The sequence below is a fragment of the Chitinophaga pinensis genome, from assembly GCF_007896845.1.
GTDB lineage: Bacteria > Bacteroidota > Bacteroidia > Chitinophagales > Chitinophagaceae > Chitinophaga > Chitinophaga pinensis_C.
The window spans coordinates 1-15,813 of sequence record NZ_VOHS01000084.1 but is presented as its reverse complement, the minus strand read 5'-3'; the positions used below and the strand labels follow the sequence as shown (position 1 = coordinate 15,813).

Sequence of the window (15,813 nt, the reverse complement as noted above, 5' to 3'; positions counted from 1 at the left end):
CCAGCGGTATTTACCGTTAACAAAAGCACCCGCAAGGGATTTCTGCATAAAAATGACTGGGACATTCGTTTTGATAACGGGGAATTGTTCCGGGTGGGGTGAAAACGTCGCATGGGAATCACGCTCATTTGAGGATGATAAATGGACCTATGATTACCTGCTGCCTTCTCTCGCTAACAATGGCGCTAACTTCTCCGTACATGGATGTGTTACTGGAATCTGCCGCTTGAATGGAAACAGCCACGCAGTACAAAACGATATCAACCCTCAACGGAGTATTTCCATCCCGGCGCTATCCGGCGTATGGATCAGCTGGTAGATATGTGTGATTCACTCGGCCTCTATTTTATGCTGACGCTCGACTGGCATGGCCACCTCATGGAACATGGCGGATGGAAACACAGCAGCTATAACAAGTAAATGGCGGTCCGGCGGAGAACCCCACTGCTTCTTTACCAGTCAACAGGCACAGGAAAAGTATAAGAACAAACTACGTATATCATTGCCCGCTGGGGTTATAGTTCAAGTATCGCAGTGTGGGAATTTTTTAACGAGGTAGATAATGCCGCTTTCACACAACAGGATAGCATATTGATACCACTGCTGTCATTGCGCAATGGCATCTGGAAATGAGCCGTTATCTGAAAGACATCGATCCTTACCATCATCTTGTCAGTACCAGCGTCTCACACCGGGATATTATCGGAATGAATGCGATTCCCTACATCGACTTCAATCAAAAACACATCTACAAGCATACAGAAAAGATTCCCGGTATCTATCCTGATTACATTCAGACCTTCGGTAAACCCTATGTAGTAGGAGAATTTGGCTACCGCTGGGAAGATCAGGATCCAAAGTATGCGACAGCAGCCAACTATGACTATCGCCGTGGATTGTGGTATGGTATGTTCAGTCCGACGCCTGTTCTGCCTATGTCATGGTGGTGGGAATTGTTTGATGATCAGCATATGACACCCTATCTGCAAAGTGTAAGCACCATCAACAAATGATGCTACAGGCAGGTAATGGGCATTTGAACAGTTACCCGTACATGCTGACCTGCTGGAATCTTATGCGGTAAAATGTGGCAATACCATCTTTGTTTATGCACTGAATAACACAACGAACCAGCAATCAGCGGATATCCACGTAAACATTCCTGCTGGTTATACGCTACAATGTTTTCATCCCTTAAAAACAGCTGGAATAAAAGTACCTATAAACGTACTGCCGACGGAGACATTCAGGTCAGCAATACGGTGTTGCCCGCAAAAGAAGAGATCATACTGGTATTTAAGCCCTGACAAAATAACTGAACGCCCCGATCCACCCTAATAATTGATCATTCCACTTAAAAAAATGTTATGAAACACCTTTCAATTGTACTCCTTGCACTCTCTTTGTGTGCGACTATCAGCTGTAGAAAAGATGTTGCTGCTGATGGTGGTAAAGACAAAACAGTTCCCCGTGCCGCGCTTCCACAGAATGCCTTCAATTTGTGGGGTACCTGTAATGGACATCCCTATCTGATCTCAGGTACGAATGGTATTTGTGTACCTGTAGGTAACTGTAGCACTGATATTAATGCAGCACAGCAAAACGGCGGACAAAACGCTACCGGTCTTCAATTCTATGGTTGTTTTAAAGGCGGCAGCAGTGCCAATAGCAGCGCCAGCGAACAGGCCGTTTTTGTATGCGACAATGTGACCCAATGGAACGGTAATGAGATGGGATTTGTAAAGACACTCAACGATAATGTACTAAAAGGCTACCTGCAAGGTGGTGGTCAGTATATCTACCAGACCATCTCCGTGAATGATAATGGTTATCATACTTTCAAATGTCAGGCGAAGAGTAATAATACACATCAGGTTGATTTTTATGTAGACGGCACCTATAAGTTTACATTGACAAACAACAGTGGTAACTACTATAACAACTGGTATTACTTCGTAGGTACGAATCACTGGTATGGAGGGAATAATCCTACAGGTCAGCAGATTGAAATGTACAACATGACTACATTCTAAACACTATTTATTACTGGGGCGTTGAGGGATGTATCTTCGGATACGTCCCTTTTTTATTGCAGGAGGGTAAAAGGAACACCTATACAAAGGCTCCATCCATTGCTTTTCACATTATTCAGACGCGTTACTGCCAGCCCCCCATTACGCAGGTACAACTGCTCAGCACCATGTCCGGTAATACGATCATCATATGCCAGTTCGAGATATAGCGATGTACTCCCCAAAAGCCTTCTCTCCATCGCTACAGCTGGCCGCAGTCCGTATCCTTTTGCCGTATGCAGAAAACTCAGGGGATGCTGAAAGCTGGGAATAAGATTCCAGTCAGCTTCCGCACGGTACCACAACTGACTATAAGCCAGTGTTGCCCTTAATAAGGTATTTTCCGATAGCTGCCATTGCATAGCCGTATTGAGCAGTATGCCCCTCCATCTGCTGAAATAGGTAGTCCGGAGATCCTGTGGCGTAAAGGCATCTGCAGCCAACAGGTAGTTCAGCTGACGCTGCTCTGTATAACCAGCCTTTATATTCCAGCTGATTCGCCGGGAAGCATATAACTCAAACCCTACCACTCCATTCAACTCCTGTACCCTACCCTTATCCGCACGGAACTTACCCGCAAAAGCCGGATACTGCCTGTCATCTTCCTGATAGTCATTATCAGTAGCATGACCGCTGACGTACCCCGCCCTGCTAAAAGAGATTGTTGTAAACCATCTGCGCAGTGGCTGATATGTCAGGCTTCCCTTCATACCGATACCTGATTGCGCATACCAGTGCAGCTCTGACATGATATTGGGAGCAGTACCCTGACTATTCCCCGCTACTGACCATGTCAGGTTATTACGAACGCCTGTTGCAGCAATATTTACGCGTAGTGTCGGCGTAAAAGGAGTAGCCTGTTGTGCTACTACAGATGTAAAGCATCCGCCATATGCACAACAGGCTAAAAGTGTTTTCGCCAGCTGGTGTTTTATTTCCATCCGGGCATTTTTTCCAGCGTAATGACGTTATCGGCGTTATATAATTGTTGCAGATCAGCATTGTTATTCTTCTCATAAGTCAGTTCAGACCAGCTCATAAAGAATATCCAGCTGCTTTGATTCCTGAGCTCAGCAACAGTAGGAAGCTTATCACACTCCCCTATGGCAATCGGCTTCCCCTTAGCTACCCGCAACATGATCTCGTATTTAGCTTGTGTATACCCGGAACCATCGTACACATCCAGAGCGGCGATATCATAGTAGTCCTCACCCGGATGATAGCTGACTGCGTCACCCGCCAGAGAACCGAAATCCTGTATATCCCATACCCATATAAGATTGCTCAGGCCTTTTGTTTTGGACATATAGTCATGCAGCATGCGGTACAATTTAATCGTTCCTTCTGCCCCCGGACGACCGCCCCACCAGAATTTACCCTGATTCATTTCATGCATGGGACGCCAAAGCACTTCCACACCCTTATCCTGCAATTGCTTCAGATAAATGCAGATTTCATCTACCCTTCCTTTCCATTTCAGATTGAGCGCTGTACCATCAGTACACAATTCTTTCCATTGTGCATCGGTCAGTTTACTTAATACACCTTTGCCATCATCCCATGCGCAAGGCTCATCATTTGCCGGATTACAGGCATGCCACATCAGGTTGATGACCGCTCCTTTCTCCCATTGTTTCACGGCTTCATCGATCATCTTTTGCCTGTTATCTATGTTATCCTGCTGGAAGAGAAAGTCACCACTCCATAGTGCCGGATAGCGGCCGGTGGTTGTAAAGATCTCATTGGTCCATTTCGCAGGCGTACTGTTGGGTTCGCGGTTATGAATACCTGACAATGTTTTCTTACCCGCCATGCTGTACAGGTATTTCACCGTGCGAAAATTGCTTTGCACAGTATCCTGTTCAGGACGGGTACTTGTCTCTTCGTTCGCATTTCTGGAACAGGCTCCAAAGGCCATCCATATAGAAAGTATAATAATATGCAGACTCATAGTTTTCATATCTGTGGCTGTTACTGGTTCTTTTTAATATCAATCCAGAATCGACGTGGACGTTTCACAAATTTGTCAAGATCGGAATAGATATTTCCCCAGTCATCGGTGCCGCTGAGTGTAAAATCAAGGGAGTTGTCGGTAATTGTTTTATTCAGGCCATTGCCCAGATCAATGCTCGTTGCGCTCAGGAAAGCGCCGCTGGTTCTTTTACCTTCTTTGCTGATAAAGGTAACGGTATTGTTCACATAATCCCGTTCCCATGTACTTTCTCCGGTTGGCACCAGCCGATACACATTATTCAGATCCATCGCAGGATTACTATATAAAAAACTGGCGTAGGCGCCGTCTGGTCCTGCGTTATTCGTCACCTTGCCGGTAGTTTTACCATCTGCAGTCACCCCGCCAAATTCAAACGTGATCGTGTTATCCAATTCCTTGTCGGGCGTATTCGCACCAGTCCAGACCCATGGTTTGTCTTTCAGATTGATCACACCGCCACCGCCATATTCCGGTCCGGTACCTCCATAAAGTACCAGAGACTGTATAGAGTAAGTCCCCAGTAAGGTTTCAGTAAATGGAATAATCTCCACTGTCCATTCGCGGGTACTGCCTGATTCCGAAGTAATGGTAAACTTAGCCTGATTGTTATTATCCGTAAAGTTAACAGGTACACCATTCGCAGGAGAAATACCTGCCTTATAAGAAGTCTGGATCTGTGCGACCACTTTACTCAGATCGGTACCGGCCTGCACCAATACTTTTACCGTAGCTTTAGCATCTGTTCTGTTGATGGCAGCTGGTCCCACCTGTACAAGGCCCCCACCTAAAGTGATGGCTTCAATAGATCGTTCGTTGCTGCTGACGCCATCAAAAGGATCTTTGGTACAGGCGCTACAGCAGATAATCAGTAGCAGAGATATATAAAAAGACAATTGTTTCATAACGATTAATTATTTCATTAAAGGATTTGTATCCAGTTCCCTTTGTGGAATGGGAAAGAAGTAGGCACCACTGGTGATGACTTTGCCATATTGCTGTACCAGTACTTTTTCCATTGTATTCGTTCTGCGCAGATCGAACAAACGGTTACCTTCAAAAGCAAGTTCCCATGCACGTTCCTGTATGACTGCATTCCGGAAGGTGACAATATTCAGTCCGGGTTGTAAATCGCCGATACCGGCACGGCCACGTATTTTATTAACAGCCGCATATCCATCTGCTGTAGGTCCGCATGCTTCTGCGTAAGTCAGCAGTATATCGCTATACCTGATGATGGGAGAATTAGCGCTGGTGGCATCCCCTATACGTGCCGGATCGATAAACTTACGGGTGAAAGGACGGGAACTACTGCTGATATCCAACTGATAGGTTTGTCCGTTATTGGTATAAGACGAGACAATCAGTTGCGTTTTCCGGCGGTCATTATCCGCATAACTAAAATAAACACCTGATTCTGTGCGAAAATGCCCCCAGCCTTGTCCGATATCCATTTTAGCACTGTCTGGCTTTAACTGGTTGTAGGCAATCGTCATGGGACGGTCTGCAGGCAGGAACATGTTCGGTAGTTTTGAAAAGCTACCTTCTCTGTCGCCACTTCTGTCCACAGCAGCATCAAAAATATGTTCTGTTACGGCTGCTTTTTTGTAAATATCAATATTGAAGATATCTGGTAATGCGGGTGTCAATGCGAATGTCGATTGACCGGCAATTACTTTCTCCGCATATGATTTTGCCTGTGCATACAACTCATCAGGATTAGGTACAAAATCATACCCCGGAGAACCGGATACTTTTGAGGATGCCAGATGCAGATATACCTTTGCGAGCAATCCTTCTGCCGCAGGTTGATTGGCACGGCCTTCACTGATACGCGGTTGTGTAATCAACGAATCAGCCGCCTGCAGGTCACTGATGATCTGTGTATAGATATCTTTGATAGGAGATTTTGCGATAGGTATCTGCGAAGCATCATCAATGGTGTTGTGCGTAAAGGCACTTCTCCAAACATCCTTACCAGATTAAAAAAATGTAAGGCCCGCAGGAAATGTCCTTCTCCTGTAATCTGGTTACGTTCTGCGTCTGTCATACCGGGGATCTTCGGCACATTGGCAATTACTGCATTCGCTCTGGCAATACCCCGGTACATATACGTCCAGATATTGTCCAGATCAGGATTGGTGGAGGTGGTACGTAATTCGTCCAGTTCGAAGTTACCAACACCCGCATCTCCTTTTTGCGTAAGGTTTTCCGTAGGCAATTCGGTAATGATATAATATCCTCTGGAGTAATAACCTACCTCCGGCAGAATGGAATAAGCATAGATAATCGCGGCACGTGCATCGTCGGCTGTCTTATAATATGTCTGCGAATTGATCATGCCGTAAGGCTGTTCTTCCAATTTGGAACAACCCGCCAGAGTAGTACCGGTCAACATGGCGGAGAGTATGTATCTGTAAGCGATTTTTTTCATGTCTGTGATTTTAGCGGATTAGAATACTACATTGGCACCAAGGGATACAGCACGAGGACGGGGATAGGCGCCGTTATTGATACCACTCTCTCCTACTTCGGGATCGAAACCTTTATTAAAGCCGGTGAATGTATAGAGGTTATTGCCTGACAGATAGACCCGGAGACTTTTTACAAATTTCACTGCATCCGTTTTCAGATTATAGCCAAATGTTACATTCTGTATCCGCAGGAAAGAGCCGTCAGTCAGGTAGAAATCAGATGCTCTCCATCCACGCGTGCCATTCGCCCTTGGATATTCCATACTGGGGTTCTCCGGCGTCCAACGTTGTAACCAGCGGCTGGCAGTCATTTTTTGAAAATCCCAGACATCTCCGCCTTGTACACCGTAGAGTTGCATAGACAGATCGAACTGTTTATAGCGCACATTGGTATTCAGACTATATATAAAATCAGGATTAGGGTTGCCGATGATAGTACGGTCGTAAGAGTCTACGATTCCATCCGGTTTACCACCCGGACCAGAGATATCAAGATATTTAATCTCTCCCGGTTGTGCATCGACACCGGTCAGACCAGCTTTGATACCTTCGTCGAGACTTTGGATAATACCGGCAGTTTTGTAACCATAAAAGAGAACATCGGCTGACCAACCGTATAGGTACTGATCTGCTGACGAACGGATTCATACAGGGAACCAATAAACACCTGATTGCTTTCTCCCATGGAGACCACTTTGTTGGTATTTTTGGTGAACATGCCTCCTACACTCCAGGTAAAATCTGCTTTATTAATCACGTTTGCATTCAAGCCGATTTCTATACCACGGTTTTCAATTTCTCCATCATTAATCCATTGCTGGTCATAGCCGGCGCTGGGCGCAATTGTCTTCAGCCGCAGCAGATCGCTGGTACGTTTAATATAGTAATCGGCACTGATGGTGATCCGCTGATCCATGAAGCCCATATCTACACCCAGATCGAGCGAGCGGGTAGTTTCCCATTTCAGGCTGTTGTTTCCCAATCCGCCTACGATTGTACGACCTTGTTCGTCATTGGCACCTGCCAGTCCCGGCCCGAATCCGGTTTCAAATACGGAACCGGTGAAGTATTTATTAGAGCCATAACGATCCAGCGTCTGATAAGGACTGATACCCTGATTACCTGTTAATCCGTAGCTACCTCTTACTTTCAATTCGGAGAAAAGACCCAGCTCCCTGATAAAGGGTTCTTCTCCTGCTTTCCATGCCAATGCGGCGGAGGGGAAAAAGGCCCATTTGTTATTCGCACCAAATTTGGTGGAACCATCTGCTCTGGCGGTGAGTGTCAACAGATACTTATCGTTGAAAGTATAATTACCACGACCATACCACGAAGCAAGATTAAAGCGTTGCAGGGAGTTAGAGATCAACATCGTACCGGCGGTTGCCAGATTCTCGTTCTGCATCACATCATTGACAAAATTCTGACCGGTGAGGGAGCTAAACCTGTTCTCTGTTTTCTGATAGGAAAAACCTGCAACGAGGGTCGTTTTATGTCGTTTGCCGAAGTCTTTGCTGATAGTAAAATAGTTTTCATTCAGCAGATCAAAGTAGCTCCCGTTGGCGATACTGCCGTAGCTGCCTTTATTATCCAAAGCCCGCTGTGTACTGTTTTTCGGATCATACAGGTCCTGTATGCTATTGCCTGATTTCGCATTGATGGAGGTACGGAACTGTAACCAGCTGTTGATCCTGAAATTGACATACAGATTGCCGAGGAAGTCTGTTGTTTTGGTGGTATTCAGCAACTGATTGGCCAATGCGATCGGATTACCGAAATCGGTATTACTGGTACGGAAATAATTACCCGTGGAGTCATATACCGGCCATATTCTGGATCTGCCTACACCGAGTTGTTGTCCGGAAGCCTTTGTATACGCCAGAATCACGTTTGTACCTGCGGTTACGGCGTTGGTCAGTTTCTGCTCCAGATTCAGCCGGGAGGTATATTTATCATAACCATTTTTGATAACCATCCCTTGTTCATTGTAATAGTTACCCGATATGGCGTATTTCGTTTTCTCACTACCACCATCAGCGGTGAGTGTGTAGTTCTGCGAATAAGGATGACGGTATACCAGATCAACCCAGTCCGTATTAACCGGCCATTGCGGTTTATCAGGGTCTAAGCCGCGTAATTCTGCTATCGAGGGGAAATATACCATCCCTGTACCTACAGGTCTGTAAATGCCAATATAAGGGACGTCAGTAGCAATTGCGCCTCCATTGATGGCGGCCTCATTGGCAAAAGTGGCGTCTTCCACAGGATCCCGCCATACATCTGGCTTATTGGCGAGGAACGACATGGTCTGTAACGTGTTAAATGAAATACGGTGCTGGCCTTGTTTCCCTTTACGCGTCGTTACCACGATCACACCATTAGCACCACGGGAGCCATAGATAGCGGCGCTGGAGGCATCTTTCAGCACCTCTATGGATTCAATATCTTCAGGGTTAATCTGTTTCAGGTTACCCGCATCTCCCCATGGATAACCATCTACTACTACTAAAGGGTCTTTGGAGCCATTAAGGGAGCTCGCACCACGGATACGAATAGTAGCGCCTGCGCCGGGAGCACCACCACCTGTTGTGACCTGTACACCGGCGATCTTTCCCTGTAGGAGCTGATCTACAGAAGCGGAAGGAGTCCTGTTCAGATCACCACCCTTCAATGTGGCAACTGCACCTGTCAGGTCGCTCTTTTTGACAGCGCCATAACCGACAACTACCACATCGTTCAGACTACCGGGGGCCAGTTGCATGTTGACAGTAAAATCGGTTTGTGTACCTAAGGGGATCTCTTTTGTCTGCATCCCTATATAAGTTACCTGCATTGTCTTTCCCGCCCCGGAACATCCATGACAAATCTGCCGTCACCGTCGCTGACGGTGGCCGTCTTTGTTTCCTTTACGACTACTGTAGCGCCCGGGAGTGGTCTCGACTGATCATCAAAAACCTTTCCTGTAATCTTTCGCTGCTGCGCATTTACGATGATGGTTGGCAGGCATAGGAAAAAAGCGATACTACAGCGTGCAATGAAATTTTTCATAACGCATTCAGTTTTTAAACGTAGAAATAATGAAACAAAAGTAATGGCCATTACAAGGCCTTTTTGGTGCTATTCTATCAGATCATGATCCTTAAACGATATATGAAAGGAAGCAGTTGAGCATAGGAAATAGTCATTTCAGCATTACCTGTCTGGCGGAATATGCAACTAGTTTTACGGGTAATAAATTCCATATGTCAAATTTTAACGAAAGACTGCAGGCATTGCGACTTGCACACAAGCAACTGATACAGGCAAGCAACGATGCGATTTTCCCCGGTAATGGTATTTTTCTGAGATACAAGAATCCGGTACTCACGGCGGCACATGCTCCTATAGCATGGTGTTATGATTTAAATCCTGCCTCTAATCCTTACCTCATGACACGCTTCGGAATTAATGCCGTATTTAATGCAGGCGCTATCAAATGGGAAGGAAATATATGGTGATCGCCCGTGTTGAGGGCTGGGATAGAAAATCATTTTTTGCGGTGGCAGAGAGTGACAATGGTATTGACGGATTTCGTTTCCGGGATTATCCGATACAGATTCCTGAAACAGAGGTACCAGATACGAATGTTTATGATATGCGGGTGGTACAGCATGAAGATGGTTATATCTATGGTTTATTCTGTACAGAGCGTCGCGATCCTTCGGCTCCGGCGGGTGATCAATCAGCAGCTGTAGCACAATGTGGCATTGTCCGTACGAAAGACCTTGACACATGGGAGCGCTTACCAGATCTTGTCACTGCCTCTGCGCAACAACGGAATGTCGTATTACATCCGGAGTTTGTCAACGGAAAGTATATGTTGTATACACGTCCGCAGGATGGCTTTATTGAAGCGGGCAAAGGCGGTGGTATCGGTGTAGGTTACTGTGATACGATGGAAGAGGCTGTGATCAGTACAGAGGCTGTTATTGACAACAAGGTATATCATACAATTGCGGAAGCCAAGAATGGTCAGGGACCAGCTCCTATCCGCACACCTCATGGCTGGCTACATCTGGCACATGGTGTGAGAAATACAGCTGCGGGACTACGCTATACACTCTATCTGTTTATGACGTCTCTGGATCATCCGGAAACTGTCATCTACAAACCGGCAGGCTATTTTATGGCACCTGAAGGCGACGAACGTATAGGTGATGTATCCAATGTACTTTTCTCCAATGGCTGGATCGCTGATGAAGATGGAAAAGTATTTATCTATTATGCGAGTAGTGATACGCGTCTGCATGTGGCTACCAGTTCCATCGGACAGTTAACAGACTATTGTATGCATACGGCACCTGACGGGTTCCGTTCCTTTACTGCTGTTGCCACACTGCAAGCCATCATAGAAAAAACAAAGCGCTGGTACCATCTGAAATATAAAACTATGTCCGCACTAATAAGTCTGAAAGAAAAAGTAGGATATGGCTTTGGTGACATGGCTTCTTCCATGTTCTGGAAGTTGTTTGGCATGTACCTGCTGTTTTTCTATACTGATGTAATGAAACTGGATGCGGTGGCGATCGGTACCATGTTTCTGATCACCCGTATCTGGGATACTTTATTTGATCCGTTTGTGGGTGTCATTACAGACAGGACACATACCAGATGGGGCAAATTCCGTCCTTATCTGCTGATAATGGCACTGCCTTTTGCCATTGCCGGCACATTGACATTCTATACACCTTCATTTACAGGAGGCGGCAGACTTGTCTATGCTTATGTCACCTATTCCCTGATCATGATGATCTATTCGCTGATAAATGTGCCTTATGCATCCTTATTAGGCGTCATCAGCAATGACGGCCGGGAACGGAATACACTGGCTTCTTTCAGAATGTCTTTTGCATTTGCAGGGAGCTTTATGGCATTAGGATTACTGGAACCGCTTGTTCAGTATTTTACACCTTATGGTCTGACATATAGCTGGGTATTGGCAGTAGGGATTATCGCAGGAATTTGTCTGTTGCTGTTCCTGCTATGTTTTGCATGGGTGAAAGAAAGAGTGCAGCCCGTACAGCAACAATCCGGCAGACTGAAAGACGATTTTTCTGACCTGCTGCACAATCGTCCATGGTGGATCTTATTGGGTGCAGGTATTGCGGCACTGATATTCAATTCCATCAGGGATGGTGCGACTGTGTATTATTTCAAATACTACATCATGCAGCAGCAGGCATTTACAGTCGCCGGTATTCCGTTTACCTATTGCACACTTTATCTGCTCACCGGACAACTGGCCAATATCGTTGGTGTTATACTGGCATCACCTATCGCCAACCGTCTTGGTAAAAAACGTACTTATCTGCTGGCAATGGTTATGGCTACAGCAGGCAGCTGTTGTTTTTATTTTCTGCAGAAAGAGCAACTGACAGGCATATTCATATTACAGGTACTCATCAGTATATGTGCCGGTATTATCTTTCCGTTGTTGTGGAGTATGTATGCAGATATTGCTGATTACTCCGAATGGAAGACCGGCAGAAGAGCTACCGGATTGGTATTCTCCTCCTCTTCCATGTCCCAGAAATTTGGCTGGACAATAGGTGGCGCACTGACCGGCTGGTTATTAGGTGCTTTCCATTTTCAGGCAGATACGACGCCCGATACGGTAGCGCAGACGGGCATTATCAGCATGCTGAGTATTATTCCCGCTATGGGTTCCTTATTAAGCGTCGTATGCATTGCTACCTATCCTTTATCAGAAAACAAAATGAATGAGATATCCCGTGAACTCGACATCAGAAGAACACACACATGCTGACAAACACGCTGCAACAGGAGCTGTTACAGGAGCTTAGACGTATACTTGATTACTGGGCTACGGAGACTGTTGATGAGACAAATGGTGGCTTTATTGGCCGCATTTCTCATCACAATATAAAAGACCCTTATGCAGTCAAAGGAAGTGTGCTGAATGCCCGTATTCTCTGGACATTCTCCGCTGCCTATAATTTGCTCGGCACAGCACAATACCGTGAACTGGCCACCCGTGCCTGGGATTACCTCCGCTCCTGCTTTGCCGACAAAGTGCATGGAGGTTTATACTGGACGGTGGACTATACCGGCAAGGTGGTTGATAACAAAAACAGGTTTATGCCATCGCATTTGGGGTATATGCCTGCAGTGAATATTTCAAAGCAAGCGGCAATGAAGCAGCGAAGGAAATGGCTATAGGATGGTATCGCGATATTCGTCGGCATGCATATGACAATGTATATGGTGGGTATATAGAGGCCTGTACAGAAGACTGGCAGCCATTATCTGATCTCCGGCTGAGTCTGAAAGATGCCAATGAGCGGAAATCAATGAACACGCACCTCCATGTATTAGAGGCCTGGACTACTTTATATGAGATCTGGCCGGACGAGCACCTGAAAGCGGATATACTGGAATTGCTGAAGATCTTTGATGAGAAAATCATTCATCCTGCGACACATCATTTACAGTTATTTTTTGCCGACGACTGGACCGTGAAAAGCACCTTGATTTCATACGGACATGATATAGAAGCTGCATGGCTTTTATTGGAAGCTGCGATTATAATTGGTGAGGAACAGGAGATCATCGCTTTCGTATCCGGGCGATTCATCTGGTACGGGCGGCACTGAAAGGTATGGATAAAGATGGTGGTCTATGGTATGAATACGATGCTGCGGAGCAACATCTGATAGCGGAGAAACACTGGTGGCCGCAGGCGGAAGCATTAGTAGGTCTGATCAATGCGTGGAGCTGAGTGGTGACCAATATTATCTGGATAAAGTACTTGCAAACTGGCAGTTTATACAACATTCATACTGGATAAAAAAGAAGGCGAATGGTATTGGGGAGTGGGCGTTGACGGTCTGCCGATGAATGAAGTAAAAGTAGGATTATGGAAATGCCCTTATCATAACGCCAGAGCATGTATGGAAGTGGTGAAGAGATTAGTGTGATGTTCCGGAAAATCCTCCGGAACATCACGCTGATATTACGACGCTTTATCAAAAAATACGCCAGTATCTTCCCTTCTGTAAGTCCTTCACCAATTGCCCATTCAGTATATCCGTCAGACCCTTTTGCGCCAGGCGCATATATTGTCAGGGCTTCATCTATCGGTTTATAGTCTGCATAGTCATAGCTATAAAAATGCTTGTAATCTCCTTAAAATATCTGTTGATCAGTGCCGTTGCGTCTTCATCATCATCACGTCCGATAGCGCCGTATTCAGGACATAAGCCGTCCACAGATATACCTTTGCTTTTTCTTGCTGTTTATGCGCTTCACGGATCAGATACCTTCTTCTATCAGGGCTTCAATTTGCCACATTGACATGGTTAAATACTTTTTGGGTTTAATGATGGAACAATATAATACTTTATCCTAATACTTATCCGCTTAGCTATTCTCATGGTGCGTCCAAATATGCTTTCACAATGGAACAGCTGTTTTATATAGACATGGTATCCGGATCAGACAGGAGATACCCACTCCTGTTTTGGGTATAACACCGTTTACCATGATTGTTTCTACAAATTAAGACGATAATTTTCCCGATTTCTGACAATGTCCACAGGACGCAAAAACGTGTGCATAGGACGCCAGAATATGGGTATGAGAGTGCTTATGTTTTTATTAATATTAGTTATCCTACGTTAATCCTACGTTTATGAACGTAGGATTAACGTAGGATAACTAATATTAAAAGGATATCTGACAAATAAAATATTTTAACTTCGGGGCGCTTAAATAGCTCTATCATGAAGAATAATACTCCTGACTGGTATCATCGGCTGAAAGAGAAGTATCCTATTGTATCGGATACAGAATGGGCATTACTGGATAAAAGACGAAGGTAAAAACCATTAAAAAGGGCGATAGCTTTTTACGTTATGGTAAAATTGCCCGTTATGCTGCCTTTGTGGTATCCGGCCAGTTTGCATTTACCATTATTGATGATGAAGGTAATGAAAGATTATCCGGTTTGGTTTTTCAGATGATTTTCTGGCCAATTGTGAGAGTTATTACCGCATGGCTGCATCGGCAGTGGCTATTACTGCATTGGAAGATTCGGTGATCAGAAGGATCATATCAAACAGTTACAGCCCTTATATGATCTGCATATGAGCTTATCGGCTGTGAATCTGCAGATTTATCAGGAGTTAGCCGAACAAACCTTTGAGCATCAATATATTTTATCATTAAAAAGCCCGGTGAAAAGGTATCAGTTTTTACTGAACACAGACCTGCTATTATCAAAAAGATCTCTCTTACGAACATTGCAAGATACCTGTATGTAAGCCGGGAAGCGCTTAGCAGAGCCAGATTATTGTTGCTGAACAAGGGTCAGGGTTTTTGTGATTGAAATCACGGATTGGCAGTTGGCAGCTTTCTAGCTTTGTCAGAAAAACATGAAACAACCCTTGGTTTTGCTGCACGGACTTTTTGGAGGTTTAAGTAACTGGAATGAGGTCATCGTACATTTTGGAGAAAAGTATGACATACATGTTCCTCCCCTACCTATCTATGATGAACATAAGCAGGATATTTTAGATTATCTGGTTGCTTCGCTTCGTGATTATATGTTACAAATAATTTGAAAGATATTGTATTGGTTGGCAATCACTGGTGGCCATGTAGGCATTTTATATGCACACAGATATGCAGCTAACGTAAAAAGTATGCTCCTTACCGGTAGTTCCGGACTATATGAAAATAATACCCTTGGCACGTTTCCAAAGCGACATAGCCGTACCTATATACAGGAACGTGTTGAATATACGTTTTATGATGCAAAGACGGCAACACCTGCTTTAGTGGATGAGGTGTTTGCCATTGTACAGGATAACAGGAAGTGTTTCCGTATAGTAAAAACAGCGAAGACGGCACAAAGGAATTATGTCACAAAAGAACTGCCGGAGATAAACATGCCGGTATTACTGATATGGGGAGCGGATGATAATATAACGCCACCAGCTGTAGCGGAAGAATTTGAAAAGATGTTGCCCAACGTAAAACTGGTGTATTTAAAGGAATGTGGTCATGCACCGATGATGGAGAAGCCGAGGAATTTAATACGCTGATGGAAGCATTTCTCGAAAGAGGTTTATAAGTAATACAAACAGGAGCATGTTCTATAATGAGCACGCTCCTGTTTGGGTTTGTCAGCGTTCTTTTATTTTACAGCAGTGGCTTCGAGTTCCACTTTTAAGTTTCAAACAGACTTACTACTTCCATTAAAGTCACGGCCTGCTTA

Annotated in this window: 17 protein-coding genes; 9 read left to right on the top strand and 8 right to left on the bottom strand. The window is 44.9% G+C overall.

The window, feature by feature from the left end; translation table 11 throughout:
- Positions 1–204: 204 nt before the first annotated feature.
- From FEF09_RS29680 to FEF09_RS29670, 4 genes are all read left to right on the top strand, one after another.
- A complete protein-coding gene (locus FEF09_RS29680; RefSeq protein WP_146308462.1) occupies positions 205–420 on the top strand; it encodes a hypothetical protein in 216 nt (71 codons plus the stop codon).
- A 209-nt stretch (positions 421–629) separates the two neighbouring features.
- Positions 630–1,013, top strand: a complete 384-nt coding sequence (locus FEF09_RS29675) for a hypothetical protein (RefSeq protein ID WP_146308460.1) — start codon at positions 630–632, stop codon at positions 1,011–1,013.
- Between the two features lie 168 nt (positions 1,014–1,181).
- Positions 1,182–1,307 carry a hypothetical protein gene (locus FEF09_RS34285; protein ID WP_261387939.1) on the top strand — a complete coding sequence of 42 codons (126 nt, stop codon included), beginning with the start codon at positions 1,182–1,184 and terminating at the stop codon, positions 1,305–1,307.
- 60 nt (positions 1,308–1,367) lie between these two features.
- Positions 1,368–2,033 carry a hypothetical protein gene (locus FEF09_RS29670; RefSeq protein ID WP_146308458.1) on the top strand — a complete coding sequence of 222 codons (666 nt, stop codon included), beginning with the start codon at positions 1,368–1,370 and terminating at the stop codon, positions 2,031–2,033.
- Positions 2,034–2,086: 53 nt separating this feature from the next.
- Here FEF09_RS29670 and FEF09_RS29665 read toward each other — a convergent pair whose 3' ends face one another.
- The 8 genes from FEF09_RS29665 to FEF09_RS29630 all read right to left on the bottom strand — a co-directional run bounded on the left by FEF09_RS29665 (position 2,087) and on the right by FEF09_RS29630 (position 9,584).
- Positions 2,087–3,013 carry a hypothetical protein gene (locus FEF09_RS29665; RefSeq protein WP_146308456.1) on the bottom strand — a complete coding sequence of 309 codons (927 nt, stop codon included), beginning with the start codon at positions 3,011–3,013 and terminating at the stop codon, positions 2,087–2,089.
- Positions 3,004–4,032 carry a glycoside hydrolase family 26 protein gene (locus FEF09_RS29660; protein WP_146308454.1) on the bottom strand — a complete coding sequence of 343 codons (1,029 nt, stop codon included), beginning with the start codon at positions 4,030–4,032 and terminating at the stop codon, positions 3,004–3,006. Before FEF09_RS29660 ends, FEF09_RS29665 begins: the two co-directional genes overlap by 10 nt.
- A gap of 11 nt (positions 4,033–4,043) precedes the next feature.
- The gene (locus FEF09_RS29655) at positions 4,044–4,967 is read right to left on the bottom strand and encodes a hypothetical protein (RefSeq protein WP_146308452.1); all 924 of its coding nucleotides are present in this window, start codon (positions 4,965–4,967) and stop codon (positions 4,044–4,046) included.
- A gap of 9 nt (positions 4,968–4,976) precedes the next feature.
- Complete coding sequence (locus FEF09_RS29650) at positions 4,977–5,912, bottom strand: RagB/SusD family nutrient uptake outer membrane protein (RefSeq protein WP_146308450.1); 936 nt, start codon at positions 5,910–5,912, stop codon at positions 4,977–4,979.
- Positions 5,909–6,496 (bottom strand): RagB/SusD family nutrient uptake outer membrane protein, encoded by a 588-nt coding sequence (locus FEF09_RS29645; protein ID WP_146308449.1) that lies wholly within the window; start codon positions 6,494–6,496, stop codon positions 5,909–5,911. The genes FEF09_RS29650 and FEF09_RS29645 overlap by 4 nt, the downstream gene beginning before the upstream one ends.
- 18 nt (positions 6,497–6,514) lie before the next feature.
- Positions 6,515–6,922, bottom strand: a complete 408-nt coding sequence (locus tag FEF09_RS29640) for a hypothetical protein (protein ID WP_222597277.1) — start codon at positions 6,920–6,922, stop codon at positions 6,515–6,517.
- Positions 6,923–7,065: 143 nt separating this feature from the next.
- The gene (locus FEF09_RS29635; protein ID WP_186774626.1) at positions 7,066–9,348 is read right to left on the bottom strand and encodes a SusC/RagA family TonB-linked outer membrane protein; all 2,283 of its coding nucleotides are present in this window, start codon (positions 9,346–9,348) and stop codon (positions 7,066–7,068) included.
- 11 nt (positions 9,349–9,359) lie between these two features.
- On the bottom strand, positions 9,360–9,584 hold the full coding sequence (locus tag FEF09_RS29630; protein WP_186774625.1) for a carboxypeptidase-like regulatory domain-containing protein: 225 nt from the start codon (positions 9,582–9,584) through the stop codon (positions 9,360–9,362).
- A gap of 194 nt (positions 9,585–9,778) precedes the next feature.
- Here FEF09_RS29630 and FEF09_RS34640 point away from each other — a divergent pair, with 194 nt between their 5' ends.
- The 5 genes from FEF09_RS34640 to FEF09_RS29605 all read left to right on the top strand — a co-directional run bounded on the left by FEF09_RS34640 (position 9,779) and on the right by FEF09_RS29605 (position 15,640).
- Positions 9,779–10,033, top strand: a complete 255-nt coding sequence (locus FEF09_RS34640; protein WP_315898206.1) for a hypothetical protein — start codon at positions 9,779–9,781, stop codon at positions 10,031–10,033.
- Positions 10,012–12,342 (top strand): glycoside-pentoside-hexuronide (GPH):cation symporter, encoded by a 2,331-nt coding sequence (locus tag FEF09_RS34635; RefSeq protein ID WP_315898205.1) that lies wholly within the window; start codon positions 10,012–10,014, stop codon positions 12,340–12,342. Before FEF09_RS34640 ends, FEF09_RS34635 begins: the two co-directional genes overlap by 22 nt.
- On the top strand, positions 12,336–12,755 hold the full coding sequence (locus FEF09_RS34280; RefSeq protein WP_261387938.1) for an AGE family epimerase/isomerase: 420 nt from the start codon (positions 12,336–12,338) through the stop codon (positions 12,753–12,755). Before FEF09_RS34635 ends, FEF09_RS34280 begins: the two co-directional genes overlap by 7 nt.
- Positions 12,680–13,189 carry an AGE family epimerase/isomerase gene (locus FEF09_RS34275; RefSeq protein WP_261387940.1) on the top strand — a complete coding sequence of 170 codons (510 nt, stop codon included), beginning with the start codon at positions 12,680–12,682 and terminating at the stop codon, positions 13,187–13,189. The genes FEF09_RS34280 and FEF09_RS34275 overlap by 76 nt, the downstream gene beginning before the upstream one ends.
- A gap of 1,983 nt (positions 13,190–15,172) precedes the next feature.
- Positions 15,173–15,640: an alpha/beta fold hydrolase gene (locus FEF09_RS29605; RefSeq protein ID WP_222597276.1), complete on the top strand. Its 468-nt coding sequence runs from the start codon at positions 15,173–15,175 to the stop codon at positions 15,638–15,640.
- Positions 15,641–15,813 lie beyond the last annotated feature (173 nt).